Raw genomic sequence first — 24551 nt, 5'->3', positions numbered from 1 at the left:
CGAGGCGTGCGGCGTAAAGTTTCCATAAAGATCAGCGCCACGCCTGCCCGTCGCGATTACCGCATGAAGTTCATGTGAAGCGGGATGACACTGCCAAAAACGCCGCGTAAGGGCGCGGCCATGGGCGGGCTGCGCACATCGCTAATGCTGAATTACCGGCTGGCATTGCTGCTGGTCGCGCTTGCTGTGGCGATGAAGGCGCTCGTCCCTGCCGGATTCATGGTCGAGGCTTCGGCAAAATCACTGACCGTGCTGGTCTGCGCTGACAGCACCGGCGCACGCTCGGCCATAGAGATCACCGTACCGCAATCGGGCAGCAAGGCACCGGCCATGGCAAAGGCGCACGAGAGTTGTGCGTTCACGGCGCTGGGCTTTGCTGCGCTTTCCGCCACCGACACTCTGCAACTGGCTCTAGCGCTCGCCTTAATCCTTGCGCTGGGGTTCACCGCCCACGGCGTTATCGCGCCGCGCAGGGCCCATCGCATGCTGCCGCCACCTTGCGGCCCGCCCGCCGGAATGCCTGCCTGACAGCCTGCGCCGGAGCCACGCTCTGGCACAATCGATCCAGCATCGCCGCCCCGTTCAAGCGGTTGGCGGCGATTGTCAGAAAGACATTCCGATGAATTCCCAAGCTATTGCAACGGCTCCGCTTGCCGCTGCGCTTTCCCTGTCCGTCCCCGCCCATGCCGAAGACGCGAACCCCGTCATCATCGTCACCGGCAACGCGCAGGCGCAAGTGGCCGAAACGCAAGTTGCCGCCACGCCCGGAGGGGCCGATGTCGTGTCCTACGAGGACTATGCCGACCGCACCGTCGTCTCACTGCGTGATGCGCTCGCCTTCTCACCCGGCGTCTATACCCAACCGCGTTTCGGGCAGGAGGTGCGCATCTCGATCCGTGGTTCCGGCCTGTCACGCAGCTTCCACATGCGCGGGTTGACGCTGCTGCAGGATGGCGTGCCGATCAATCTGGCTGACGACAACGGCGATTTTCAGGAACTCGAACCGATCTTCCTCGATCACCTCGAAGTCTATCGCGGTGCCAATGCGCTGCGCTTTGGCTCGGGCACGCTGGGCGGGGCGATCAACGGCGTGACCCCGCGTGGCGATGAAGCGCACGGCATCTATGCGAGGCTCGATGGCGGCTCGTTTGATTTCCGGCGCGGCCTTGTCTCGGCAGGCTTCGGTGACGAGCGCGCCAACGCCTGGGCCGCGATCAGCGCCGACCGCCACAATGGTGACCGCATCCATGCGACGCGGCGCTCGCTCCGCTTCAACGGCAATGTCGGGCTGAAGCTGGGCGAAGGTATCTCCACGCGGTTCTATGCCAGCGCCAATGCGATCCGCCAGAAGCTACCCGGTGCGCTCAGCCTCACCGATGCGATCGACAACCCGCGCAAGGGCAACATCGTCGGCGATCAGGCGCGCGACATCGATTCGCTGCGCCTGCAAAACCGCACCACGCTCGACATCGGCGGCGGCAAGCTGGAGTTTGGCGGTTTCTTCAACGCCAAGCAGCTCGACCACCCGATCTTCATGGTGATCGACCAGAAGTCGGAAGATCGCGGCCTCTTCGCGCGGGGCGAGTGGGAAGCAGGCATCGTTTCGCTGACCATCGGCGGGGAATCGCGCTGGGGCACCACCCGCGCGCGCCAGTTCGTGAACAACAATGGCAAGCGCGGCGCGCTCACGTTCCGCGCCGTGCAGAAGGCGCGCACGTCCAACCTCTATGGCGAGGTGCGCGTCTCGCCGGTCGAGAGCCTGACCCTGATCGCGGGCGGCATCTATGCCGATGGCTGGCGCGAGCAGGTGCGCGAAGTGCCATCCGCTGTCACCGGCAGAGCCTCGTTCGATGCCTTCTCGCCCCGCTTCGGCGCGCTGTGGCGGCCGGCAGCAGATGTGCAGGTCTATGCCAACTACAGCCGCTCGGCCGAATTCCCGACCTTCGTCGAACTCGCCCAGCAGGCAGCCTTCGTACCCGTTCGCCCGCAACGTGCATGGACGGCAGAAGCCGGCACGCGCGGGCGGATCGGCGCGGTGCAATGGGACATCTCGGCCTACCGCGCCGACCTGACCGGGGAGATGCTGCAGTATACGCCCGACGCCAACGTCGGCATCCCGGCGGCCACGTTCAACGCGGGCAAGACCCGCCATCAGGGCATCGAGGCGGGCCTGTCATGGGAGCCGCTGGAATGGCTGCGCCTGCGCCAGATCTGGCAATATTCGGACTTCACCTTCCGGAACGACGTGCAGTTCGGCAACAACCGCCTGCCGGTGGTGCCGCGCCATGTCCTGCGCAGCGAAGTGCGGATCGGACGCGACGCGCTGCACATCGCGCCGAGCGTGGAATGGGTGCCGCAAGGCGCGTTTGCCGATTACCGCAACACGGTCCGCGCGCCAGGTTATGCGCTGCTCTCGCTCAGCGCGGGTGCAACGGTCGCATCGGGGATCGAGCTGTTCGCTGATTTGCGCAACATCACCGGCAAGAAGGCCGTCGGCGATATCGCCGCGGTGATCGCCGCAAACGCGGCCTCGGCCATCTACTACCCTGTGGAACGCCGCGCCGCCTATGCCGGGGTGCGCGCCCGCTTCTGATCGATGCGCGGGCGGGAGCAGTTCCCGCCCGCCATTTCCCGATTTTGCAAACTGTCCGATCGGTTTAAGACCCCCACTTCAGCAATCGGGGTGAAGCGTGACAGAGGGAAAGGCCGAGGGGAGGCCAGACGGAAGGTCGGACAAGGCGCGCAGGCTCGAGCTTGGCCGCCAGCGCCGCGCAAAGACCCGCGCCAAGGTCATCGCCGCAGCCTTCGAACTGTTCGGCGAGGAGGATGGCCTCTATGCCCGCATCGAGGACGTCTCGCAGCGCGCCGGGATAACCCGCGCCACATTCTACGATCACTTCTCGGGCATGGCCGAACTGCGCGAGGCGGTGAGCTATGAAGTGACCCACGATTTCCTCAGCGCGGTGAGCCACACCATCTCGCTGCTGGAAGACGCGCGCGAACGCATCACCGTCGCCATCCGCTTCTATCTCCACCGCGTGCGCGAAGTGCCGGGCTGGGGCCGCTCGATGATCAACCTCAGCGCCAACGGCGTGATCTTTGGCGCGGAGACCTTCCGGGAGGCTGAGGGAACCGTCGCGCAGGCCATCGCCGCGGGGCAGCTTTCCATCGACGACAGCGCCCTGGGCCGGGACGCCATTCTAGGCACGACCATGGCTGCATTCGCGACGATGCTGCGGGAAGACAAAAGCGCCGACTATCCCGAACGGATTGCGCAGATGATCCTCGTCGGCCTTGGCGTGAGCGCGCAAATCGCCGCCGAGATTGCCAACCGCCCACTTCCGGCATTGGCCCCCATTCCAGAATCAACTTGACGATCTGCAAGATTGAAAATATCCAACTTCAATCGGACATATTGTCGGATTGAAGAGATCAACCGTGTCCGGCCGACAAGAGCCGGAACTTGGGAGAAACGGGAATGGCGGCTTTGACAGGTCCGCGCCTTTGGATCGGCACCAGCCTGATGTTGGGCGCAATCGGCACGACGGCGCTTGCCGCTGCCTCTCCCGCGGCCACCACCGCTCCAAGGCCACCCGAAGCGATCTACGCCAAGACCTGCGGCTACTGCCACGGCCGGCACGTGGCGCCGATCATCCGCGGGCGCGGGTTGCCGCCCGAGATCATCGAGCAATACGTGCGCACCGGCCCGCGCGGCATGGTCGCCTTCCGGCCGACCGAGATCAGCGACGTGGAACTCAAGGCCCTCGCCAAGTGGCTCAATGCCTCGAAAGCCGACCCGAAGGAGAATGGCGAATGACCGGTATCAGCCGCCGCGACGTGATCCGCACCGGGGCCGTAGGTGCCGCCATGCTGGGATCGAGCGCGTTCGCCTCGCCGCTAGACGGCCCGCGCCAATTGCCGGTCCATCTCGACAAGGGTGCCTTTGCCGCCGCCTGCAAAGAGCTGCGCGCCGTCGTTGGTGCGGAGTGGGTCTTTGCCGATCCTGAAAGCACCCTGCCCTACGCCAAGAGCTTCACCCCCGATCCGCGCCACGAGCATGTGCCTTCGGGTGCGGTTGCTCCGGCCTCGGTCGAGGAAGTGCAGGCGATCCTCAAGATCGCCAACAAATACAAGCTCCCGCTGTGGACCGTCTCCACCGGCAAGAACATGGGCTATGGCTGCGCCACGCCTGCCAGCAGCGGACAGATGATCCTCGATCTCAAGCGCATGAACCGGATCATCGAGATCGACGCTGAACTCGGCACCGCGCTGGTCGAACCCGGCGTCACCTACCAGGACCTGCGTGACTACCTCGACGAGCACAACCTGCCGTTCTGGCTCGACGTGCCGACAGTCGGCCCGATCGTCTCGCCGCTCGGCAATACGCTCGAGCGCGGGGTCGGTTACACGCCCTATGGCGACCACTTCTTCATGCAGTGCGGCATGGAAGTGGTTCTCGCTGATGGCACGGTGGTCCGAACCGGCATGGGCAGCGTCAAGAACTCCACCACCTGGCAGGCGTTCAAGTGGGGCTACGGTCCCTACATCGACGGCATCTTCACCCAGTCGAACTTCGGCATCGTCACCAAGCTCGGCTTCTGGCTGATGCCCAGGCCGCCCGCGTTCAAGCCGTTCATGGTCCGCCACAACGAGATGGGCGACGTCTCGAAGATCGTCGACGCCATGCGCCCGTTCCGCATGAACAACCTCATCCCCAACGTCGTGCTGATGATGGGCGCGGCCTACCAGATTGCGATGTTCCACCGCCGCGAGGAGCTGTGGGACAAGCCGGAGAGCATCCCCGACGATGTCGTGCGCGACTTTGCGAAAAGCCAAGGCCTTGGCATGTGGAACACCTACTTCGCGCTCTATGGCACCGACGAGATCATCGCTGCGGTCGAACCGATCGTGCGCCGTGCGTTCGAGGCCTCGGGCGGCGAAGTGCTGACTGAAAAGGAGATGGGCGGCAACCTGTGGTTTGAGCACCACAAGAACCTGATGTCGGGCCAGCTCACGCTTGAAGAAAAGGGCATCATGCGCTGGCGCGGCGGCGGCATGTGCTGCTTCGCGCCGGTCGCCCCGGCCAAGGGCGTAGAGACGCAGCGGCAAACCGAGCTCGCCAAGGAAGTCCTCGGCAAATACGGCTTCGACTACTCGGTCGCCTACGCCATCGGCGGGCGCGAACTGCACCACCTGATTTTCATCCAGTATGACAAGGAAGATCCAGTCGAGGAGAAGAAGGCCGACGACTGCATCCGTGAGATGATCACCCGCTTCGGCGAGCGCGGCTGGGCCAGCTACCGCACTGGCGTCAACACCATGGACCTCGTCGCCCAGCAATATGGCGATGCCAACCGCGCCCTCAACGCCCGCCTCAAGCAGGCGCTCGACCCCAACCACATCCTCTCGCCCGGCAAGCAGGGGATTGCCTGAGAAGCCAGCCCGGCATGCCTGAACCAGTTCATGCCGGGCAACCCTTGACCAACCCCGAAAAACCTAGCAATAGCCCGCTTCCGGCACGCCGGGGCGCTTAGCTCAGTTGGTAGAGCATCTCGTTTACACCGAGAGGGTCGGCGGTTCGAGCCCGTCAGCGCCCACCATTCCCGGACGCCGTTTCCCCATTCATCGCGATCACACGCCGGGTTGGAGCAGAGCTGCGCCGTAGTGGTGTTGACGCGTGTTGCGTGCGCGCGATTGTCGTGCGATTCTCAGGCCATGGCCAGAGCGTCTCGCGCCATCCTTGCTGCCTCGCTGACGGTGCTGCTCGCCGGGTGCATCGGATCGCCCGAACAGCCCGTGCGCAAGCCTTCGCGCAGTGGTACGGGCACCTCGCTCAGCCAATCGCCGCAGACCCGCGCGTGCCTTGCCAACCTGGGCACGACCCGCGCCAGTTTCACACCGCTGGCGGACCAGTATTACGGCGCAGGCTGTGCCACGCTGGGCACGGTCAAGCTGGGCTGGCTGCAGGGGGACGAGGGGCGGCTTGATGTCACCAACCTGGGGCCCGTATCGTGCCCCGCCGCCACGGCGCTGCAAGGCTGGGCGCGATTTGGGGTGGACCGGGCGGCACGGCAGATCCTTGGCAGCCCGCTGGTGCGGATCGAGACGATGGGGAGCTATTCGTGCCGCAACGTGGCGGGCACCACGCGCCTGTCTGCCCATGCACAAGCCAATGCGATCGACGTTGCGGGCTTTCGCCTTGCCGACGGGCGCCGCATTACCGTGGCCAACGACTGGAATTCACCCTCGCCCCAGACCCGCGCTTTCTTGCGGACGATCCGCGACAGCGCCTGCAAGCGCTTCGGCACCGTGCTTACCCCGGACTACAACGCCGACCACCGCGATCATCTCCATCTGGAGCCCGGCGGCCTCAAGCCGTTCTGCCGCTGACGATCAGGCCGCCACGTCGTCCAGCCCGGTGGCTTCGATGCGCAGGCGGACCGCTTCGGCAGCATGGCGCGCGCCGAGCTTGCCCATCATCTTCATGCGGTGGATTTCGACGGTGCGCGGGCTGATGTCGAGTTCGCGGGCGATGGCCTTGTTGCTGCATCCCTCCGCCAACCGGTCGAGCACCTCACGTTCACGCAAGGACAGGCGCGAAATCCGCTGCCGCGCCTCGGCCGCGCGGGCGCGCTGGGCGCGGAAGGTGTCGGCCTCGCGCGTGGCACGTGCCACCGCTTCATTCAGCGGACCGATCTGCGTCGGTTGCGCAAGATAGTCGAGCGCGCCCGCCTTGATCGCAGCGACAACTGCCGCTGTCTGCGGCGCTTCGGCCATGGCGACGACCGGCAGCCAGTGCCCGGCGTGCATCATCGCCGCGATCAGCTTGCGTATCCCCTCGCCGACCGGTTCGTCCTGCGCCAGCACAAGGCCGCCGGATGGCGCGTGCGCAAGAAGCTCCCCGGCACTCGCGTAGATTTCCGCGTGGTGGCCAGCTGCGAAAGCCAGTCGTGCGAGCTGCGCACGGCGGGCGGAGTCGCTATCGAGAATGTGGAGTGTGATACGATCAACCATGCGGGCAAGTAATCACCCTGCTGCAACAATTGACCACCGTGGTTAGCTTCGTATTGAACCGAAACCGCGCTGCAAATGGTCGCTACTACAGGTTCACCCTAAGGAACTTCGCTTCGGGAACGGATCAAATACATCGGAATTTACCACGCCAATCGCCCGTCCAGCGCCTCGTGGCGGGGATTTTCCAAAGCGAAACACTGGCTTTCGGAAAGATGCGGTTAACCAAGGCCAGCCGGATCGGCCGAGTCGGAGCGACTGAAACGCAGAAACTGGCCGCCCCGGCTCAGTTGCCCCCGGCCTGCTCACCCAGACCGTCGAAAGTATAGTCCGGCAGCGAATGGAACGCCTGCCGCAAGGCCTCGCTCCAGCTTGACGAGATCGACTTGAAATAGGGGTCGCTGGCAAGGATCCGCCGTTGGTGCAAGGGCTCGAACCGGTCGCGCTCCATCACGATCAGGTCGAACGGCAAGCCGACCGACAGGTTCGCCGCTACCGTGGAATCGAAAGATACCATCAGCAGCTTCACCGCGTCCTCGAAGCTCATCGTCCGGTCATAGCCGCGCAGCAGGATCGGGCGACCGTACTTGGTTTCGCCGATCTGGAAGAACGGCGTGTCGAAGCTCGCCTCGATGAAATTCCCTTCGGGGTAGATCATGAACAGGCGCGGTTCCATGTCCTTGATCTGGCCCGCCACGATGATCGAGGCGGTAAAGCGCGGCCCTTCGGATTGCATTCCGCCTTCCTGCCGCCCTTCGATCACATTGCGCAGCAGGTTGCCGACCAGCGTTGCCACCTGGAACATTGTCGGCGCTTCGAGGATCGACGGCCTGCGGTCGCTTGGCGCCTTGTTGCGCTCCTCAAGCTGCGAGATCACGGCCTGCGTCGTGGCGAGATTACCCGCAGTCATGATCGTGATCTGCCGCTCGCCCGGCACCGACCAGTGGAACATCTTGCGGAACACCGAGATATTGTCGACGCCGGAATTGGTGCGCGTGTCACTCATCATGACAAGCCCTTTGTCGAGCACCATTCCCACGCAATAGGTCATTGTCCTGCCCCGATTTTTCCCCGTCGCAACGATGCAATCCGGCGCTCTGGCCGAAGCGTTGACCGAATCCCCCCGATCAGGCCGTTCGCGCGGTGCTATTGTTCCACACGCTGTTGCTGCACGGCAAGCTTCACGTGCATGGATTCGTCTCGCGCACCATACCTTATCCCCGTCACCGGCGCAGCATCGCGATAATCGCGCCCTGTCGCGACACGCACGTACCGGGCGTCGGGACTGATCCCGTTCGAGATATCGAAGCCGACCCAGCCCAGCCCTTCGACGAAGGCCTCGGCCCAGGCATGCCCTGCATCCTGATCGATGCGGTCATCCATCATCAGGTAGCCGCTGACATAGCGGGCAGGAATGCCGAGCGATCGCGCGGCACCGATGAACACGTGGGCATGGTCCTGGCACACCCCGCGCCCCGCCAGCAGCACGCCTTCGGCTGTCGTGGCAGAATCGGTATGCCCCGCCGCATACTCCACCCGCTCGCGGATGAGCGACGAGAGGCCGTGCAGCGTTGCCAGCGTGTTGGGCTCGTCCGGCAGCGCTGCCAGCAGACTCCGCGTCCGTGGTCCCGCGCGCGTCAGGTCGGTCTGCTCGACGAACTGCCACAGCGGCATGAAGCCCGAATGCCGACCGATCACGCCGCTTTCGTCGCTGGTGTCGACCAGCCCTTCGCAACGGATGGTCACTTCGCTCACGCCCGGATCGAACGAGATCAGCGTGACGTGGTTGCAGTTGGCGTCGTCGTATTCGACCTGCAGCTGCGCGCCCTCGAAATGCATGTTCCATTCAAGCACGCGCTGGCCGGACGAGGTCTTCGGCATCAGGCGCAGGCGCTGCATCCCGCGGCTCACCGGCCCGGAAAAGACGTAATGCGTGGTATGATCTACGCTCAGGCGCATGGGGCTATGGTGTCCTCGGGGCCTAATCGATGAAGCGGTAATCGCGCTGTATCTGCAACGCGAGGGCAGTGTTGGAGCGGATGAAGCCGCCGATGAACTCGTGCAGGCCCTGCTCGAAGATCGCATCGATCGTTGCCTGATGGAACCGGCAATCGGCGTCGCGCAGGATTTCGTGCGAATGCATCTCGCCGCCATACTCGCGAGCAAGGCTGGCAAGGTTCGAGCGCAACTTGGAATAGCAAAACGCCAGGCTGCGCGGGAAACGGCCGTCGAGGATCAGGAACTCGGCAATGCCACGCGGGTCCATGCGCCCGGCGTTGAGCCAGCGGTAGGCCCGCTCGCCCGCCACAGAGCGCAGCACGTTCTCCCACTGCACGTTGTCGAGGCTCGACCCCACGTAGGAAATCGAAGGCAGCAGCACGTAGTACTTCACGTCGAGGATGCGCGCGGTGTTGTCCGCCCGCTCGATAAAACTGCCCAGCCGCGCGAAGTTGTAGATCTCGTTGCGCAGCATGGTGCCTTCCATGGCACCGCGCACTTGCGTCGACTGGCGACGGACAAGGTCAAGCACGTCGCCCAGCCGCGTCTCCGTGACCGGACGCGCCAGCGCCTCCTTCAGCTTCATCCAGCCGTCATTGACCGATTCCCACACCTCGCGGGTGATCCCGCCGCGCACCATGCGCGCATTGGTCCGCGCCATCTCGGTCATCGCCATGACGCTGCCGGGATTGTCCTTGTCGCGCAGGATGTAGTTGAACACGTGCGGGCCGGTATATTCCGTCCCGTGCCGCGCTTCGAACCCCGGCCTCAGGCCCAGCGTCACGATCAGCGAGCGCCATTCGTCCGATGCGTCGGAGGCATCGCGGGTCAGCGCCATGCGGAACCCCGCCTCGATCAGGCGGGAAATGTTCTCCGCCCGTTCAAGGTAGCGGAACAGCCAGAAAATGCCGTTTGCAGACCGTCCCAACATATCAGTCGTCCAGTACCCAGCTGTCCTTGGTCCCGCCGCCCTGCGACGAGTTGACCACGAGCGACCCCTTCTTCAGCGCCACGCGGGTCAATCCGCCGGGCGTGATGTCGATCCCGTTGGGGCTGACCAGCACGAAAGGTCTGAGGTCCACGTGGCGCGGGGCAAGGCCCGCCTTGGTCAGGATCGGCACGGTCGAAAGCGAGAGCGTTGGCTGCGCAATGTAGTTCTCGGGCTTTGCCCGCAGCTTGGCCTCGAACGCTGCCAGTTCCTTGCGTGACGACGTCGGCCCGATCAGCATGCCGTACCCGCCCGATCCGTGCACCTCCTTGACTACCAGTTCGGCAAGGTTGTCGAGCACGTACTTGAGCGATTCCGGCTCGGCGCAACGCCAGGTCGGCACGTTCTGCAGGATCGGCTTTTCGCCGGTATAGAACTCGACGATCTCGGGCATGAACGAATAGATCGCCTTGTCGTCGCAGATGCCGGTGCCCGGTGCGTTGGCGATCGTGATCCCGCCCGCGCGATAGACGTCCATGATCCCCGACACGCCAAGAACGCTGTTGGGATTGAAGGTCAGCGGATCAAGGTATTCGTCGTCCACCCGGCGATAGAGCACGTCGATCGGCTGGTAGCCGCGCGTCGTCCGCATGGCGATGCGCCCGTTCTCGACGCGCAGGTCGCTGCCCTCGACCAGTTCGGCACCCATCTGGTCTGCGAGGAACGCGTGCTCGAAATAGGCCGAATTGTAGATCCCCGGCGTCAACACCGCGACGACCGGTTTCTTGCCATCGCAGGCCGGCGGCGCGCAGGCGGCAAGGCTGCGGGCAAGACGGCGCGGATAGTCCGAAACCTCGCGCACCCGGACCTTGGTGAACAGCTCCGGGAACATCGCCATCATCGTCTCGCGGTTCTCCAGCATGTAGGAGACACCGGACGGCGTGCGGGCATTGTCTTCCAGCACCATGAAATCGTCCTCGCCCGTGCGGACAAGGTCGATGCCGACGATGTGGGTATAGACCCCGCCCGGCGGCGTGAAGCCGACCATCTCGGGCAGGAAGGCCACGTTGTTCTTCAAAAGGCGCGCCGGGAGACGACCCGACCGGACGATTTCCTGCCGGTGATAGAGATCGTGGAGGAAAGCGTTGAGCGCCCGCACGCGCTGCTCGATCCCGCGCGAGAGCTTGCGCCATTGCTGGGCAGTTATGATGCGCGGCACCATGTCGAAGGGAATGAGCCGCTCTTCAGCGTCTTCGTTGCCATAGACGTTGAAGGTGATGCCGGTGCGACGGAAAAAGGCTTCGGCTTCGCTGCCCTTGCGCCGCAGCAGGTCCGGTGGCTGCTGATCGTACCACTGGCAATATCCAGCATACGCAGGCCTCACCGAGCCATCGGCGTTGAGCATCTCGTCGTAGGACGAGGGCGATGTTGTTTTCATAGGCACATCCCGTCTGCACCCAAGCTTGCACAACGAATCAGCTTTGCCAAGCGCGCCAATGCTGCACTGCGAAATAAAGTTGCACCACTTTGACTGCCGCACTCTGTGCAAGATTCCGGCAAGCAATTTCCCTTGCCTGATCGCGTCTGGAATGAGACTTAATCGCTCAACTAAAAAGTTCTCGGAGAGCGGCGATGCCACAGGTCCACAAGCGCACCTGCCACATTTGCGAAGCAAACTGCGGCGTGCTGGTCGAGGTTGAAGGCAACAGCATCCTCTCGATCAAGGGCGATCCGGACAACCCTTTGTCGCGCGGGCATATTTGCCCCAAGGGCACCGCTTTGCAGGACCTGCAGGAAGACCCTGACCGGCTGCGCAAACCCTTGAAGCGCGTCGGATCAGACTGGCACGAAATCAGCTTCGAGCAAGCCTTTGCGGAGATCGGCGAGAAGGTCCGCGCCATCCTCGCGCGCGATCCTGACAGTTCGGCGGTCTATGTCGGCAACCCCAACGCACACTCATATGGCAATGCGCTGAACATCGGCATTCTCGAGAAGGCACTGCGCACGCGGAACAAGTTTTCCGCCAGCACCGTCGACCAGATGCCGCACCAGGTCGCGAATCTACGACTTTGGGGCCACGCCAGCATGTTCCCGATTCCCGACGCCGACCGCACGCAAACGCTCGTCATCCTCGGCGGCAATCCCATGGCGTCGAACGGCTCGCTGTGGACCGTCCCCGATTTTCGCAATCGCATGAAGGACTTGCGCGGTCGCGGCGGCGAACTCGTCGTGATCGACCCGCGCCGCACCGAAACCGCCAAGATCGCCGACCGCCACCTGTTCATCCGTCCGGCCAGCGACGTCTGGTTCCTGATCGCGATGCTCAAGGCGGTCATGGCGCGCAAGCCCCACCGCCCGGTGCAGGACTTTGTCACCGGGCTCGATGAAGTCGCCGCCCTGCTCGAACGCTTCGACAGCGAGGCCTGCGCCGCCGCCTGCGGCGTCCCACTTGCCGAGATCAAACGCCTGGCTGACCGCTTCGCCGCAGGCCCCGCCGCACTCTATGGACGCATGGGCGTGGCGACCCAATCCAACGGCACGCTCAACGCCTGGCTTATCTCCTTGATAAACATCGCATCCGGCCAGTTGGACCGCGAAGGCGGCTGGGTCTTCGGCCTGCCTGCGGTCGATACTGTCAGCGTCCTGCCCCCCGGCTCGATCGGCAAGCACAGCTCGCGCGTATCGGGCCACCGCTCGGTCCTCGGCGAATTTCCCGCCGCCGCAATGGCTGAGGAGATCGAAACGCCCGGCGAGGGGCAGATCAAGGCGCTGTTCGTCGTCGCTGGCAATCCGGTGCTCTCCACGCCCAACGGCGCGCGTCTGGCCAAGGCACTGGAATCGCTCGAGCTGATGGTCTCCATCGACATCTACCGCAACGCCACCAGCGCACATGCGCACTATATCTTGCCGCCCTCAGGCCCGCTCGAGCGCGACCACTATGGTCTGTTTCTCCTGCCGATGGCGGCGCGCACCATCGCGGTCTATTCGCCGCCCACGCTGCCGCAGGCCGAAGGCTCGCTGCACGACTGGGAAATCCTGCGCGGTCTGGCGAGCGCGATCAGCGGCGAACCGGTGCAGTCCCCCACCCCGCGCGAGGCGCTTGACGGACTTCTCCAAACGGGTCCTTACGGCCTCACTCTCCAACAAGTGGAAGCATCGCCTTCGGGCATCGATCTGGGTCCGCCGCCTGTCGGCCAGTTGCCAGCCCGCCTGCGCTCTGCCTCGAAGAGTGTGGCCTGTGCTATACCAGAGTTCATGCTCTGCCTCGGAGAGTTGGAGATTCCCGTCAACGAAGTTTCAGAGGGTCTGAAACTGATCGGAAGACGCCACTTGCGCACCAACAACTCCTGGCTCGCCAACACCCGTCGCCTGATCAAGGGCCCGGACCGCTGCACAGTGATGATCCACCCGACCGACGCCGAACAGCGCGGCATCGCCGACAGTGCGACCGTGAAGGTCCGCTCAAGTGCTGGAGAAATAAGCCTTTCCGCCGAGATAACCGAAGACATGATGCCCGGCACCGTCTCCATCCCCCACGGCTGGGGCCACGCCCTCCCCGGCGTCGCCATGGCCAACGCGCTGGGCAAACCCGGCGTCAGCGTCAACGACATCACGCTGAACGAAGTGGACCCTCTATCGGGCAACGCAGCGCTGAGCGGGATCGCGGTGGAAGTGGAGGTGGCCTAGTACCCCGCCACCAACCGCTTCAGCATTGCCGCCACTTCGGGATGTGCGGCGAAGCCCAGGTGCGTGCAGCGCATTGGAATCGCGAGGTCTCTCTCACCCTTTCGGCCACACGCGGAGCGGGGGGAGACGATGCCGTCGCGCGCGCTCCACAGCGCCACGGTCGGCACCGGCGGCTTGGCCGACATGTCCTGCCCGATCGGCGGTTCATCGACGGAATGGCCCGCGATCAGCTGGTAGGCGCGCCAGGCGTTGTTGGCGCGGCGGTCTCCGGAGAAGGGCGTGCCCATGGTGACGACCAGCCGCACGGCTTCGGGGTGGGCCTTGGCCACTTCGCGCGCGAAGATGCCGCCGAGGCTCCAGCCGACCAGCACCAGCGGCTCGCCCTCCTTACGCGCCATAGTGACGACACGCTCGCACAGGCGCTCGAAGCGTTCCTCGGTCGGCCCGAAGTTGAAGCCCAGGCCCCAGTCGCTGACGCGGTGGCCTGCCGCTTCGAGCGCCAACCGCAACGGCTTCATCCGTACGGGGTGCGTGCCGAAGCCGGGGAGAAACATGACCGGGCGCGACTGGACGGCGGGTTCGTCTGAAACCTGTGCTTGGCGCGAGGCCTGCCAATGCTCGACCGGGGTGCGCAATTCGCCCAGCAGCGCCTGCCACTTCGGCCCGCGCACGTCTGCCGGACGCGGCTGGAATGCCAGCGCTCTGCGCCGCGCGATTGCCTCGCGCACTAGCGCGAATCGGCCGACTGCCTGCCCGAATGCGCCTTCAGACTGAGGTTGGTTGAGGATCATTGCCATTGCCTGCGCTCTATCGGCCTAACCCTGGATGAACGCCAGCATTTGGCAATTGTTTCAAATTCGCGTCAAGAAAGTGACTTGGAAGGCCCAATGTAACTTCGTCGCCCCGGACTTGATCTGGGGCCCCACTGCCTTCTTCTGCGCGGCGTCAGAAAAAGCGGAATCCCGGGTCGAGCCCGGGAGGACGAGGTGGGTGATGCGTGGGGGTATCTTTCACCCCTGCTCATCCCCCTTGCATTCACCCTTGTGCTGCGAGACCAGCCCCATCTGCATGACCATCGCCTTGCCGTTGGGGGCGGTGCCGACCATGTCCATGGTCATGTCGTAAGTATCCGGGCTGTAAGTGCCAGCCAGCGTCATCTTCGCCGAATTGCCCGCATCCTCACCCGTGCCCTTGCAGGTCATAGTCGCATCGATCTTGCCATTGCCCATGGTGAAGGTGTCGTACTTGCAGTCCTCGCCCTGCTGGCCGAAGAACTTGCCGTCCGGCTTTTCGGCCTCTTCCTTGGTCAGGCACGAGGCGAACGTGCGGCTTTGGCCGAGCATCTTTGCCATCGAGGCCTTGGCCTCGGGCGGCATGCCTTCGACGTCGAACTTCTTGAAGTTCATGGTCAATTCCCACCTGCCGGGATTGAGCTTCATGCCAGCATCGGCCACCGACTTGGCGACCTCTGCCGTGCTGGCGTTCTTCTTCTCGACCGTGCTGCCATCGTTGCAGGCAGCCAGCAGGGCCAGCGGGATAAGGGCAATTGCAGCGCGCATGGGCGTCTTCCTCTCTCGTTCCGCGCAGGAGGCTAACACCTCGGCCCAAAAGCGCCAGTGCGCCCCATCACTCAGGTTGCGCGGACGCGGTTTGTTCCCCATATCCGCGCCATGGCCGAACTCGTTATCCGCAGGGGACTCGAAGAGCCCGACACCTCCGGCACTTTCGTGCCCCACCGCCCCGCGCGCCCGGACAAGATCGAGGGCGGCAGGCCGTTCAAGGTCGTCTCGGAATACCAGCCCGCGGGCGATCAGCCGACCGCGATTGCCGATCTGGTGGCCGCCGCGCGCGAGGGCGAACAGACGCAGGTGCTGCTGGGCGTGACCGGTTCGGGCAAGACCTTCACCATGGCCAAGGTGATCGAGGAACTGCAGCGACCCGCGCTGATCCTTGCCCCCAACAAGATCCTTGCGGCACAGCTCTATGGCGAGATGAAGAGCTTCTTCCCCGAGAACGCGGTGGAGTACTTCGTTTCGTACTACGACTACTACCAGCCCGAAGCCTACGTGCCCCGGTCTGACACTTATATCGAGAAGGAGTCCTCGACCAACGAGGCGATCGACCGGATGCGCCACTCGGCCACGCGTTCATTGCTGGAGCGCGATGACGTGATCATCGTCGCCTCGGTATCGTGCATCTACGGCATCGGCTCGGTCGAGACCTATTCGGCGATGATCTTCGACCTCAAGGTCGGGCAGAGCGTGGACAGCGGTGAGATCATCCGCAAGCTGGTGGCGCTGCAGTACAAGCGCAACGATGCGGGCTTCGGACGCGGCAACTTCCGCGTGCGGGGCGATAATCTCGAAATTTTCCCCTCGCACTATGACGATACCGCATGGCGGATCAGCTTCTTCGGTGACGAGGTCGAGGAGATCGTCGAGTTCGATCCACTGACCGGCAAGAGCGGGACCAAGCTTTCCAACGTGCGCGTCTATGCCAACTCGCACTACGTCACGCCGGGGCCGACGATGCAGCAGGCGGCGCAGGCGATCCGCTTCGAGCTGACCGAACGGCTCAAGGAGCTGGTCGAGGAAGGCAAGCTGCTGGAGGCGCAGCGGCTGGAACAGCGCACCAACTTCGATCTGGAAATGATCGCCGCCACCGGATCTTGCGCGGGGATCGAGAACTACAGCCGCTTTCTTACGGGTCGCCTGCCGGGCGAGCCGCCGCCGACGCTGTTCGAGTACCTGCCCGACAACTGCCTGCTGTTCCTCGACGAAAGCCACCAGACCGTGCCGCAGATCGGCGCGATGGCGCGCGGAGACCATCGCCGCAAGATGACGCTGGCCGAATACGGCTTCCGCCTGCCCTCGTGCATCGACAACCGCCCCTTGCGCTTCAACGAATGGGACGCGATGCGCCCGCAGACCATCGCGGTTTCGGCAACGCCCGCCTCATGGGAAATGGAGCAGGCGGGCGGCGTATTCGCCGAACAGGTCATCCGCCCGACCGGCCTGATCGACCCGCCGGTGTTCATCCGCCCGGTCGAGGATCAGGTGCAGGACTGCATCAACGAGTGCAAGCTGACCGCCGCCAACGGTTATCGCACGCTCGTCACCACGCTGACCAAGCGCATGGCCGAGGACCTGACCGAGTTCATGCACGAGGCGGGGCTGCGCGTGCGCTACATGCACTCCGACGTCGAGACGCTGGAGCGCATCGAACTGATCCGCGACTTGCGGCTGGGCGTCTATGACGTGCTGGTGGGGATCAACCTGCTGCGCGAAGGCCTCGACATTCCCGAATGCGGGCTGGTGTGCATTCTGGACGCGGACAAGGAAGGCTTCCTACGCAGCGAGACCTCGCTGATCCAGACCATCGGCCGCGCCGCGCGCAACGTGGACGGCCGCGTGATCCTCTATGCCGATCGCATGACCGGAAGCATGGAGCGCGCCATCGCCGAAACCGACCGCCGCCGCGCCAAGCAGGAGGAATACAACGCCCTCCACGGCATTACCCCGCAGACGATCAAGCGCAACATCCACGACATCGTGGCCGACACCGCCAGCCGCGACGGCGTGCTGGTCGACATCGACGCGGATGGTGCCAACAACCTCGTCGGCCACAACCTGCGCGCTTACATCGAAGACCTCGAAAAGAAGATGCGCGCGGCGGCGGCGGACCTGGAGTTCGAGGAAGCGGGCCGGTTGCGCGACGAGATCCGGAAGCTTGAGGCGACCGAATTGGGCTTGCCGGACGGGGATCGCAAGGCGCCGATTGTCGGGCGGAGCAATGAGGGCAAGCCGGGGACAAGGAAGACGCGGTACGGGAAGAGCCAGAAGACGAAGTGGGGGAAGTGATGCAACGCCCCCTCAATGAACCCAAACTGGCAGCGCCTGCGCTGTATTGGCGGCATCCTCAGGCCTATTGAACTCTCCTGATGGAGAGGCTTCGTGGTCGATATTGACTCTGACAAGAATGTCCCTTATAAAGGACAAGTTCAGATCGTTCAAACTGCCCGCTTCCGTGACTGGATTGACGGTTTGCGTGATCGGCGGGCGCGGTTGCGGATCGATGATCGCCTTCTGCGTCTGGCCGAAGGAAATGCTGGGGACACGAAATCGGTTGGGGATGGCGTTCAGGAACTTCGCCTGCACTTCGGCCCCGGCTATCGGATCTACTACATCTGGCAAGGCGACGTTCTCGTCATCTTGCTGAACGGGGGCGACAAGGACACGCAATCGCGTGACATTGCATTGGCCCGGACACTGGCCAAGGAAGCTGACAATGGCATTGAAGGTTTACCCGTTTGATCCGGCCAGACATCTTGAGACAGAGGAGGACATCCTCTTTTACCTTGAGGCGGCGATGGAAGGGAATGATCCCAAGCATATTGCAGGGGCGCTCGGCGATATCGCACGTTCCAAGGGCATGAGTGAGATTGCGCGGAAGACGGGTCTGGGACGTCAGGCCCTCTACAAGTCACTGTCTGAAGACGGTAACCCCACGCTTGAAACGCTGGTCGCGGTCCTGTCGGTCCTCGGCCTTGAATTGACCGTCCAGAAGCGGGCTGCCTGATCCTGTCGTGAAACATCCATTAGTAGCCCTTTTGGCCCTCACCCTCGCCGCGTGCTCCAACTCCCCGGCCATGCCCACGCGCGAAGGGGCGCCGGACAATGCCGTGCGGCTGGCCATGCCTGAGGGCGAGGCGCTACCGGGGGTGCAGGATGGCAAGTCCCAGGCCTCGTGGGCATCCGGGGCCGATGGGCTTTCGGCGCGATACGGCTATCCGGGCGAGGCACCGTTGGTCTCCGTTGCCTGCCGCGAAGGCGTGCTCACTATCACCCGCCATGCTGCCGCTCCGGTGGGTGCGCAGGCGCTGTTTGCGCTGGTAGGGAGCGAAGGGATCATGCGCCTGCCGGTGGATGCCACACAGGTGCCGGGGCAGCGCGGCTATATCTGGCAGGGGACGATGTCAGCCGATGACAGCCGCACGAAGGTGCTCGGCGGCTCCTACACCGGCACACTGCCGGGCGCAGGCATGATCAAGGTTTCGGGCGGCGGCGCGGTGCGCGATGTGGTGGCGCGGTGCCGCCGATCAGCGCCGACGGCTGCGCCCGAGCCCATGGCCCCGGCAGCAAGCCCCGAATAACGCTCAGACTTTTCCGAACTTCGCTTCGTAGGCGGCGGTGTCGCCGGTGGCGAGGAGCTTGGCCTGCTCGACCCAGTTGTCGCGCTTGGCGCGGCCCGCAAAGGTGCCGAGCTGCGCGTCGATCTTCGCGATGTCCTCGTCGGTCCAGGCGGCGATCTGGGCGTAGCTGGTCACGCCCAGCGATGTGAGCAAGGCCTTCAGCTTCGGCCCCACGCCCTTGATCCGGCCAAGATCATCGCCTGCCGCGGCAGGCGCAGGTGCCGCCTCAAGCACTTCCTCGGCTGCTGCCGCTGCCACCACTTCGCCAACGCCCGCCATCGTGCCTACGCCCGGTGGCGGCGTTACCAGCGCGGCCGCGCTCGGCGCGTCGATCAGTGCAGTGTTGCGCGCAGCCTTCTCCGCACCTTCCGAGAGAACGTCGGTATATTCGCGCTTCTTGGGTGCAGGCTTGGGGCGGCCCCACACCCACCAGACCACGAACGCGACGAGAAGAACGATGCCAGCCAGCAGAATCTGATTGGCTTCGAACATTTCCAGCATCTGCAAACCCCTTCTGGCAGATCAGGCCGGTTGCTGCTTGCGGAACAGCACACGGTCCTCGGGCCCGAACGCGCGGACCCACAACATGTAGCAATAGATACCCAGGATCGCCGGGATGCCAATGGCAAGCTCGGCCCATTCGGGCAGCCAGGTCATCGCCGTGCCGATGGCAATCGCCGGAATGATCGCCCAGGCAAGGCCCCAGCGCCAGTTACTGATCGAATGGCCGAGAATACGCGTCAGCACCCGCGACTTGACCGCCGACGAGAGGCCCAGCGAAATCGCCAGAGCCAGTGCGGCGGCCGCCGCAACGTACATCGGCCCCATCTCCAGCCGCTTGGCAACCAGGATCAGCGCGAAAGTCAGCACCGCCTGCAAGGCGATCGTCGCAAGGCTGATCCACAGGTTGCGCATGCGGGCGAGGTAGACCAGCGCGGCCTCGCTCACCACCGCCTTCGATGCCACGACTTCTGCCACCAGCAGGAACACCAGCGCCGCCGTGCCCGCCACGAATGCCGGGCCGCCAAGACCCATCAAGCCCTCGCCCGGAATGCCGAGCGCCAGTGCGATGCCGATTTGCGCCGCGCCGATCCAGAAGCCGACCTGGCAGACCTGCTTGGCAATCGCGGCGTAGTCCTTGTCCTTGACGCTGCGGGTGATCACCGGGCCGAGCACCGGCTCGAAGCTGGTCTTGAGCTTCTGCGGCAGCGAGGCAATCTGCTGCGCGAAGTAGTAGATGCCGACTGGCGCCTCGCCCACGAAGAAGCGCAGGATGAACACGTCGAGCTTGCGCGTGCCCCACTCGACGGCGTCGGCGCCTGCCAGCGGGATGTTGCGCCGGGCGATCTGCCACAGTGGGCCGGGGCGAGGCTTCCACGCGTGTGGCAGGCCATACGTGCGCAGCAGCACGAAGACCGCAACGCCCGTCGCCGCCCAGACTGAGGCGAGATAGGCAAGGCTGAGGCCCGAACTCGGCCAGATGAAGTAGAACGCACCTGCCGCAATCGAGATCGTCCAGGGCTCGACCACCGAGCGAGCGCGCACCGTCGTCGCCACATCGAAGCGATAGGCGAGCGCGGCAAGCGCCAGATCGCCCAGCGCGATGCCGGGAATTGCCAGCACCAGCAGCGTATCGGCCCAGGTGAAGTTGCCGCTGGGGTACATCGATTCCGGGAAGAGCCAGATCAGCGCGCCCATGCCGAGCGCCAGCGACATGGCGAGCAGCACGGCATCGCCCACGACATTTGCCGGCGGTGCATCGTTCTCGGCCAGTCGCTGCGCAAGCCCGCGCTTCTGCCCGAGCGTTGCCAGCATTCCGGCGAACTCGACCATGACCAAGGCCGAGGCAAAGCGGCCCATCGCAGGCGCGCCATAGAGGCGGCTGGCGATGAACAGGAAAGGGATGCGCGCCAGCAGCCGGAGCAGGAAGCCGAGGAAATTGGTCCGCCCGCCCTTGGCGAGGGCAGCAATGTCCTGCTGCGGAGGCTTGGCTTCAGACAATGACGGCTTCCGCCTTCAATGGCCGCGACAACAGCCCGGCCACGACATCGCGCGCTGGAGCGCCGCCTTCGAGCAGGGTCACCACCGCCTCGACAATCGGCATAGAGATACCCCGGTTTCGCGCGATCTCCGCCAGAACCGGCGCGGTGAATGCGCCTTCTGCCACGGAATTCTTCGCTCCCAACGCGTCAGACGCACTCATCCCTTCGCCGAGCGCCTTGCCCAGCGAGAAATTGCGGCTGGAGGTGGACGAACAGGTCAGCACGAGGTCTCCCAGGCCCGAAAGCCCGGACAAGGTTTCCGGCCGCGCGCCCAGCGCGAAGCCAAAGCGCTGCATTTCGGCAAAGCCCCGGCTGATCAGCGCGGCGCGGGCATTCTGGCCAAGGCCCAGCCCCTCGACCACACCGCAGGCGATGGCGAGCACGTTCTTTACCGCGCCGCCGATTTCCGCGCCGGTCACGTCGTCGGAATAGTAAGGCCGGAAGGTGGGCCGCGCGATGGCTTGCGACAGACGCTGCCACTGCGCCTCGCCGCCTGCACAGGCCAGTGTCACCGCCGTAGGAAGGCCTGCTGCCACTTCATGTGCGAAAGTGGGCCCCGACAGCACCGCGATGCTTGCCCCCGGAACTGCAGCGCTGGCCACGTCGGCCATCAGCCGCCCGGTGCCAGCCTCGATGCCCTTGGAGCACAGCACAACATCGCCGCCATCGCGCCCGATGCCGGAAAGCACGCTCGCCAGAAACTGCGCGGGCGTGACCATCAAAAGCGCCGGAATGCGCGCCATCTCGGCAAGGTCGGTCGTCGCCCGGATCGAAGGGGAAAGCTTGGCCGAGGGCAGGAACAGGCTGTTGGTGCGCGCGGTATTGATCTCGTCGACCAGCTCGGCCTCGCGCGCCCAGAGCACGATCTCGCGTCCGTCGCTTGCCAGCATCTGGGCGAGCGCCGTTCCCCATGCGCCTGCGCCAACGACACCTACCCCAGCGGTCATGCCTTCACCCCTGCACCGCGCACCGGCGCGGCATTGTCATCGAGCGGCCAGCGCGGGCGCGCGGCCACATCGAGCGGGTCGGTATATCCCAAAGTGAAGCGCTCCGCGCCAGCCCAGCCGATCATCGCCGCGTTGTCTGTGCACAGTTTCGGCGGCGGCGCGACCAGTGGCAGGCCGTGATCTGCCGCCAGCGCTTCCAGAGCGCCACGCAACGCGGCGTTGGCGGCAACCCCGCCCGCCACGACCAGCGCGGTTATCCCCGGCTCTGCCACACCGAGCGCAATCCGCGTCCGATCCACCACGCAATCAAGCGCAGCCTGCTGGAATGAGGCGGCGATATCGGCATCTGCATGGACGCCCGCATCCTTCGCGCGCATCACCGCGCTCTTCAGCCCTGCGAACGAGAAATGCGGCTCCCCGCTCCCTACTAGCGGGCGCGGCAGCGGCACGGCCTTGGGATCACCCTCGCGCGCAAGCCGCTCCACCGCAGGTCCGCCAGGATAACCGAGGCCGAGAATCTTGGCGGTCTTGTCGAAAGCCTCGCCCAACGCATCGTCTATCGTCGTGGCAAGGCGGCGGTACTGGCCGACGCCTGCAACCTCCAGGATCTGGCAGTGGCCGCCTGAAACGAGCAGCAGCAGGTAGGGATAGTGCAGCGAGGGATCGGCCAAGCGCGGCGAAAGCGCATGGCCTTCTAGATGGTTGACCGCCACCAGCGGTTTGTCTGCGGCCATGGCCAGCGCCTTGGCGGTGACGAGGCCGACCATCACGCCGCCAATCAGCCCCGGGCCCGCCGTCGCGGCAATGGCGTCCATGTCGGCAAGGGTCATCCCTGCATCGGCGAGGACTGCCTCGACCATCGGCCCCAGCACTTCGACATGCGCGCGCGCCGCGATTTCGGGCACCACGCCGCCGAACGGGCGGTGCATTTCGTCTTGCGAGGCAATGCGTTGCGCGACAATCCGTGCGCTGAGCGTGGTGCCATTGCCGTCGATCACCGCGGCGGCGGTTTCATCGCAGCTGGATTCTATGCCAAGGATCAGGGCCATCTGGCGCTTTCCTCTAGAGATAATCACAGGTACGGCAAGCAAAGCATGAACACTGCAACGCCCCAGAAGCCGCTAAGGCTCGGAACCCGCCGCTCACCGCTTGCCATGGCGCAGGCCGAAGAGACTCGCGATCGCCTTTGCGCGGCCCATGGCTGGACGCACGACATGGTCGAGATCGTCCCCGTCACCGCCAGCGGCGACAAGATCCTCGACCGCCCGCTGGCCGAGATCGGTGGCAAGGCGCTGTGGACCAAGGAACTCGACGCCTGGCTGTTTGAAGGTGAGATCGACTTCGCGGTGCACTCGATGAAGGACGTCGAGACGATCCGGCCTGAACAATTCACCATCGCTGCCGTCCTACCGCGTGCCGACGTGCGTGACGTGCTGGTAGGCGCGCCCTCTATCCATGCCATCCTGCCCGGCGCGCGCGTCGGCACCAGTGCGCCGCGCCGCGCCGCGCAGATGCTCCACGCCCGGCCCGATCTCACCATCGTCGGCTTTCGCGGCAATGTCGCCACGCGCCTTGCCAAGCTACAGGCGGGCGAGGCAGACGTGACGCTGCTTGCCGCCGCTGGCCTGCAACGCCTTGGCGAAACCGGCGTCGGCACGCCGCTGTCGCAGTTCGAATGGCTCCCTGCGCCGGCACAAGGCGCCATCGGCATCGAATGCCTTGCCGCGAACGAGGCCGTGCGCGGCTGGCTTGCCGCCATCGATGACCGCGAGACGCACGATGCGGTCATGGCCGAACGCGCGCTGCTGGCGGCGCTGGGCGGCAATTGCCACAGCCCGATTGCGGTACTGACTACCACGCACGAAAGCTCGCTCACCCTGCGCGCGGCGATCTACAGCCCCGACGGGGCCGAGCGCGTGGAGGCGAGCGAGACGTTCGCTCCGGCTGACAGCGAAGGCCCCCGCCGCCTCGCCCACCGGCTGCTGGCAGAGGCACCCGAATCCGTGACGGTGCACTTCTCCGGCGAATGAGCACCTCCGGAGCGCCACTGCCGCTCGTCGTCATCCGCCCGGAACCGGGCAACGCCGCCACTTGCGCAGCGGCACGCGCGCTGGGGCTTGCACCTGCAGGCTTCCCGCTGTTCGACGTTGCCCCGCTGCCGTGGCAGGTGCCGGAAGGCGCGTTCGACGCGATCCTTGCGGGCAGCGCCAACGTGTTCCGCCATGGCGGGGACCAGCTTGAGGCGGTGCGCGCCGTCCCGGTCATCGCGGTGGGAGCCACAACCGCACAGGCCGCCTTGGACGCAGGCTTTGCCGTATCGCGCGTTGGCGAGGGGGGATTGCAGCCGGTGGTTGCCGATCTTCCGCCCGGAACCTACCTGCGAATCGCGGGCGAGGACCGGGTTGAACTGACACCGCCAGAGGGCGTGCGAATCGCCACTGCAGTGGCTTATTCGGCGCGCAGGTCACCCATTCCCGGTGCCCTGGCGCACATTCTGCGAGAAGGTGCAGTCGTCCTGCTCCACTCCGGCGAAGCTGCGCGGCATTTCGCCGATGAGTGCCAAAGGCTTGAAATTCCGCGAGAGTCACTCCACCTCGCCTGTCTGGCCCCGCGCATAGCAACCATGGCCGGAGCAGGTTGGGCGTCCATTGCCACCGCGCCGGACAGAACGGATGCCATGTTGCTGGAAACTGCCCGGCGAATGTGCCAGACAGTGTGACTTCGGGGCGACAGGACAAGCGAAAAAG

General features: G+C 64.8%; 24 protein-coding genes and 1 tRNA gene. 14 read left to right on the top strand and 11 right to left on the bottom strand.

The genetic code is table 11. The features are described from left to right. The first annotated feature begins 84 nt into the window (after positions 1-84). The 7 genes from ACZ1JW_RS10310 (at position 85) to ACZ1JW_RS10280 (ending at position 6390) form a co-directional block, all read left to right on the top strand. Positions 85-528 (top strand): DUF2946 family protein, encoded by a 444-nt coding sequence (locus ACZ1JW_RS10310; RefSeq protein WP_465140500.1) that lies wholly within the window; start codon positions 85-87, stop codon positions 526-528. A 91-nt stretch (positions 529-619) separates the two neighbouring features. Then, positions 620-2593 carry a TonB-dependent receptor family protein gene (locus tag ACZ1JW_RS10305; protein WP_465140499.1) on the top strand — a complete coding sequence of 658 codons (1974 nt, stop codon included), beginning with the start codon at positions 620-622 and terminating at the stop codon, positions 2591-2593. Between the two features lie 97 nt (positions 2594-2690). After that, positions 2691-3374 carry a TetR/AcrR family transcriptional regulator gene (locus ACZ1JW_RS10300; protein ID WP_465140498.1) on the top strand — a complete coding sequence of 228 codons (684 nt, stop codon included), beginning with the start codon at positions 2691-2693 and terminating at the stop codon, positions 3372-3374. A 104-nt stretch (positions 3375-3478) separates the two neighbouring features. Then, complete coding sequence (locus ACZ1JW_RS10295) at positions 3479-3817, top strand: c-type cytochrome (protein WP_465140497.1); 339 nt, start codon at positions 3479-3481, stop codon at positions 3815-3817. Continuing rightward, a complete protein-coding gene (locus tag ACZ1JW_RS10290) occupies positions 3814-5433 on the top strand; it encodes an FAD-binding oxidoreductase (protein WP_465140496.1) in 1620 nt (539 codons plus the stop codon). Before ACZ1JW_RS10295 ends, ACZ1JW_RS10290 begins: the two co-directional genes overlap by 4 nt. A gap of 91 nt (positions 5434-5524) precedes the next feature. Beyond that, a tRNA-Val gene (locus tag ACZ1JW_RS10285) sits at positions 5525-5600 on the top strand. Between the two features lie 115 nt (positions 5601-5715). Then, the gene (locus ACZ1JW_RS10280) at positions 5716-6390 is read left to right on the top strand and encodes an extensin-like domain-containing protein (protein WP_465123663.1); all 675 of its coding nucleotides are present in this window, start codon (positions 5716-5718) and stop codon (positions 6388-6390) included. A 3-nt stretch (positions 6391-6393) separates the two neighbouring features. Here the strand turns inward: ACZ1JW_RS10280 and ACZ1JW_RS10275 are convergent, their stop codons facing one another. The 5 genes from ACZ1JW_RS10275 to ACZ1JW_RS10255 form a co-directional block, all read right to left on the bottom strand. Then, positions 6394-7014, bottom strand: coding sequence for a response regulator transcription factor (locus ACZ1JW_RS10275; RefSeq protein ID WP_465140495.1), 621 nt, complete (start codon positions 7012-7014; stop codon positions 6394-6396). A gap of 283 nt (positions 7015-7297) precedes the next feature. Beyond that, a complete protein-coding gene (locus tag ACZ1JW_RS10270) occupies positions 7298-8062 on the bottom strand; it encodes a proteasome-type protease (RefSeq protein ID WP_465140494.1) in 765 nt (254 codons plus the stop codon). Positions 8063-8157: 95 nt separating this feature from the next. Beyond that, complete coding sequence (locus tag ACZ1JW_RS10265) at positions 8158-8970, bottom strand: transglutaminase family protein (protein WP_465140493.1); 813 nt, start codon at positions 8968-8970, stop codon at positions 8158-8160. A 22-nt stretch (positions 8971-8992) separates the two neighbouring features. Continuing rightward, positions 8993-9940, bottom strand: a complete 948-nt coding sequence (locus tag ACZ1JW_RS10260; RefSeq protein ID WP_465123667.1) for an alpha-E domain-containing protein — start codon at positions 9938-9940, stop codon at positions 8993-8995. A gap of 1 nt (position 9941) precedes the next feature. Beyond that, positions 9942-11375, bottom strand: coding sequence for a circularly permuted type 2 ATP-grasp protein (locus ACZ1JW_RS10255; protein ID WP_465123668.1), 1434 nt, complete (start codon positions 11373-11375; stop codon positions 9942-9944). Between the two features lie 194 nt (positions 11376-11569). Here ACZ1JW_RS10255 and ACZ1JW_RS10250 point away from each other — a divergent pair, with 194 nt between their 5' ends. Then, positions 11570-13624: a molybdopterin dinucleotide binding domain-containing protein gene (locus ACZ1JW_RS10250; protein WP_465140492.1), complete on the top strand. Its 2055-nt coding sequence runs from the start codon at positions 11570-11572 to the stop codon at positions 13622-13624. On the opposite strand, the gene ACZ1JW_RS10245 is transcribed toward ACZ1JW_RS10250, so the two are convergent. Next, complete coding sequence (locus ACZ1JW_RS10245; protein WP_465140491.1) at positions 13621-14415, bottom strand: esterase/lipase family protein; 795 nt, start codon at positions 14413-14415, stop codon at positions 13621-13623. The two genes, ACZ1JW_RS10250 and ACZ1JW_RS10245, sit on opposite strands and share 4 nt — an antisense overlap. A gap of 219 nt (positions 14416-14634) precedes the next feature. Then, positions 14635-15183: a DUF3617 domain-containing protein gene (locus ACZ1JW_RS10240; protein WP_465140490.1), complete on the bottom strand. Its 549-nt coding sequence runs from the start codon at positions 15181-15183 to the stop codon at positions 14635-14637. A gap of 111 nt (positions 15184-15294) precedes the next feature. Here ACZ1JW_RS10240 and uvrB point away from each other — a divergent pair, with 111 nt between their 5' ends. From uvrB to ACZ1JW_RS10220, 4 genes are all read left to right on the top strand, one after another. Then, on the top strand, positions 15295-17484 hold the full coding sequence (gene uvrB / locus ACZ1JW_RS10235; protein ID WP_465140489.1) for an excinuclease ABC subunit UvrB: 2190 nt from the start codon (positions 15295-15297) through the stop codon (positions 17482-17484). 93 nt (positions 17485-17577) lie between these two features. Beyond that, entirely contained in the window at positions 17578-17937 is a 360-nt protein-coding gene (locus tag ACZ1JW_RS10230; RefSeq protein ID WP_465123672.1) for a type II toxin-antitoxin system RelE/ParE family toxin, read from the top strand. Continuing rightward, the gene (locus ACZ1JW_RS10225) at positions 17912-18202 is read left to right on the top strand and encodes an addiction module antidote protein (protein ID WP_465123673.1); all 291 of its coding nucleotides are present in this window, start codon (positions 17912-17914) and stop codon (positions 18200-18202) included. Before ACZ1JW_RS10230 ends, ACZ1JW_RS10225 begins: the two co-directional genes overlap by 26 nt. Before the next feature lie 70 nt (positions 18203-18272). After that, entirely contained in the window at positions 18273-18776 is a 504-nt protein-coding gene (locus ACZ1JW_RS10220; protein WP_465140488.1) for a hypothetical protein, read from the top strand. Between the two features lie 3 nt (positions 18777-18779). On the opposite strand, the gene ACZ1JW_RS10215 is transcribed toward ACZ1JW_RS10220, so the two are convergent. Genes ACZ1JW_RS10215 through tsaD form a run of 4 tightly spaced genes read right to left on the bottom strand, consistent with a single transcriptional unit; the run spans position 18780 to position 22853 of the window. Next, a complete protein-coding gene (locus ACZ1JW_RS10215; protein ID WP_465140487.1) occupies positions 18780-19316 on the bottom strand; it encodes a hypothetical protein in 537 nt (178 codons plus the stop codon). A 21-nt stretch (positions 19317-19337) separates the two neighbouring features. After that, positions 19338-20816 carry a lipopolysaccharide biosynthesis protein gene (locus ACZ1JW_RS10210; RefSeq protein ID WP_465123676.1) on the bottom strand — a complete coding sequence of 493 codons (1479 nt, stop codon included), beginning with the start codon at positions 20814-20816 and terminating at the stop codon, positions 19338-19340. Continuing rightward, complete coding sequence (locus ACZ1JW_RS10205; protein WP_465123677.1) at positions 20809-21804, bottom strand: NAD(P)H-dependent glycerol-3-phosphate dehydrogenase; 996 nt, start codon at positions 21802-21804, stop codon at positions 20809-20811. The genes ACZ1JW_RS10210 and ACZ1JW_RS10205 overlap by 8 nt, the downstream gene beginning before the upstream one ends. Then, positions 21801-22853, bottom strand: coding sequence for a tRNA (adenosine(37)-N6)-threonylcarbamoyltransferase complex transferase subunit TsaD (tsaD, locus tag ACZ1JW_RS10200; RefSeq protein ID WP_465123679.1), 1053 nt, complete (start codon positions 22851-22853; stop codon positions 21801-21803). The genes ACZ1JW_RS10205 and tsaD overlap by 4 nt, the downstream gene beginning before the upstream one ends. Before the next feature lie 45 nt (positions 22854-22898). Between tsaD and hemC the strand changes: the two genes are divergently transcribed. After that, the gene (hemC, locus tag ACZ1JW_RS10195; protein ID WP_465123680.1) at positions 22899-23834 is read left to right on the top strand and encodes a hydroxymethylbilane synthase; all 936 of its coding nucleotides are present in this window, start codon (positions 22899-22901) and stop codon (positions 23832-23834) included. Next, positions 23831-24523: a uroporphyrinogen-III synthase gene (locus ACZ1JW_RS10190; RefSeq protein ID WP_465140486.1), complete on the top strand. Its 693-nt coding sequence runs from the start codon at positions 23831-23833 to the stop codon at positions 24521-24523. Before hemC ends, ACZ1JW_RS10190 begins: the two co-directional genes overlap by 4 nt. The last annotated feature ends 28 nt before the right edge of the window (positions 24524-24551 follow it).

Source organism: Novosphingobium sp. BL-A-28-Hi1-0D (genome assembly GCF_055521755.1).
Note: the sequence above shows the minus strand (reverse complement) of the source record. Positions and strands in the feature narration are given on the sequence as shown.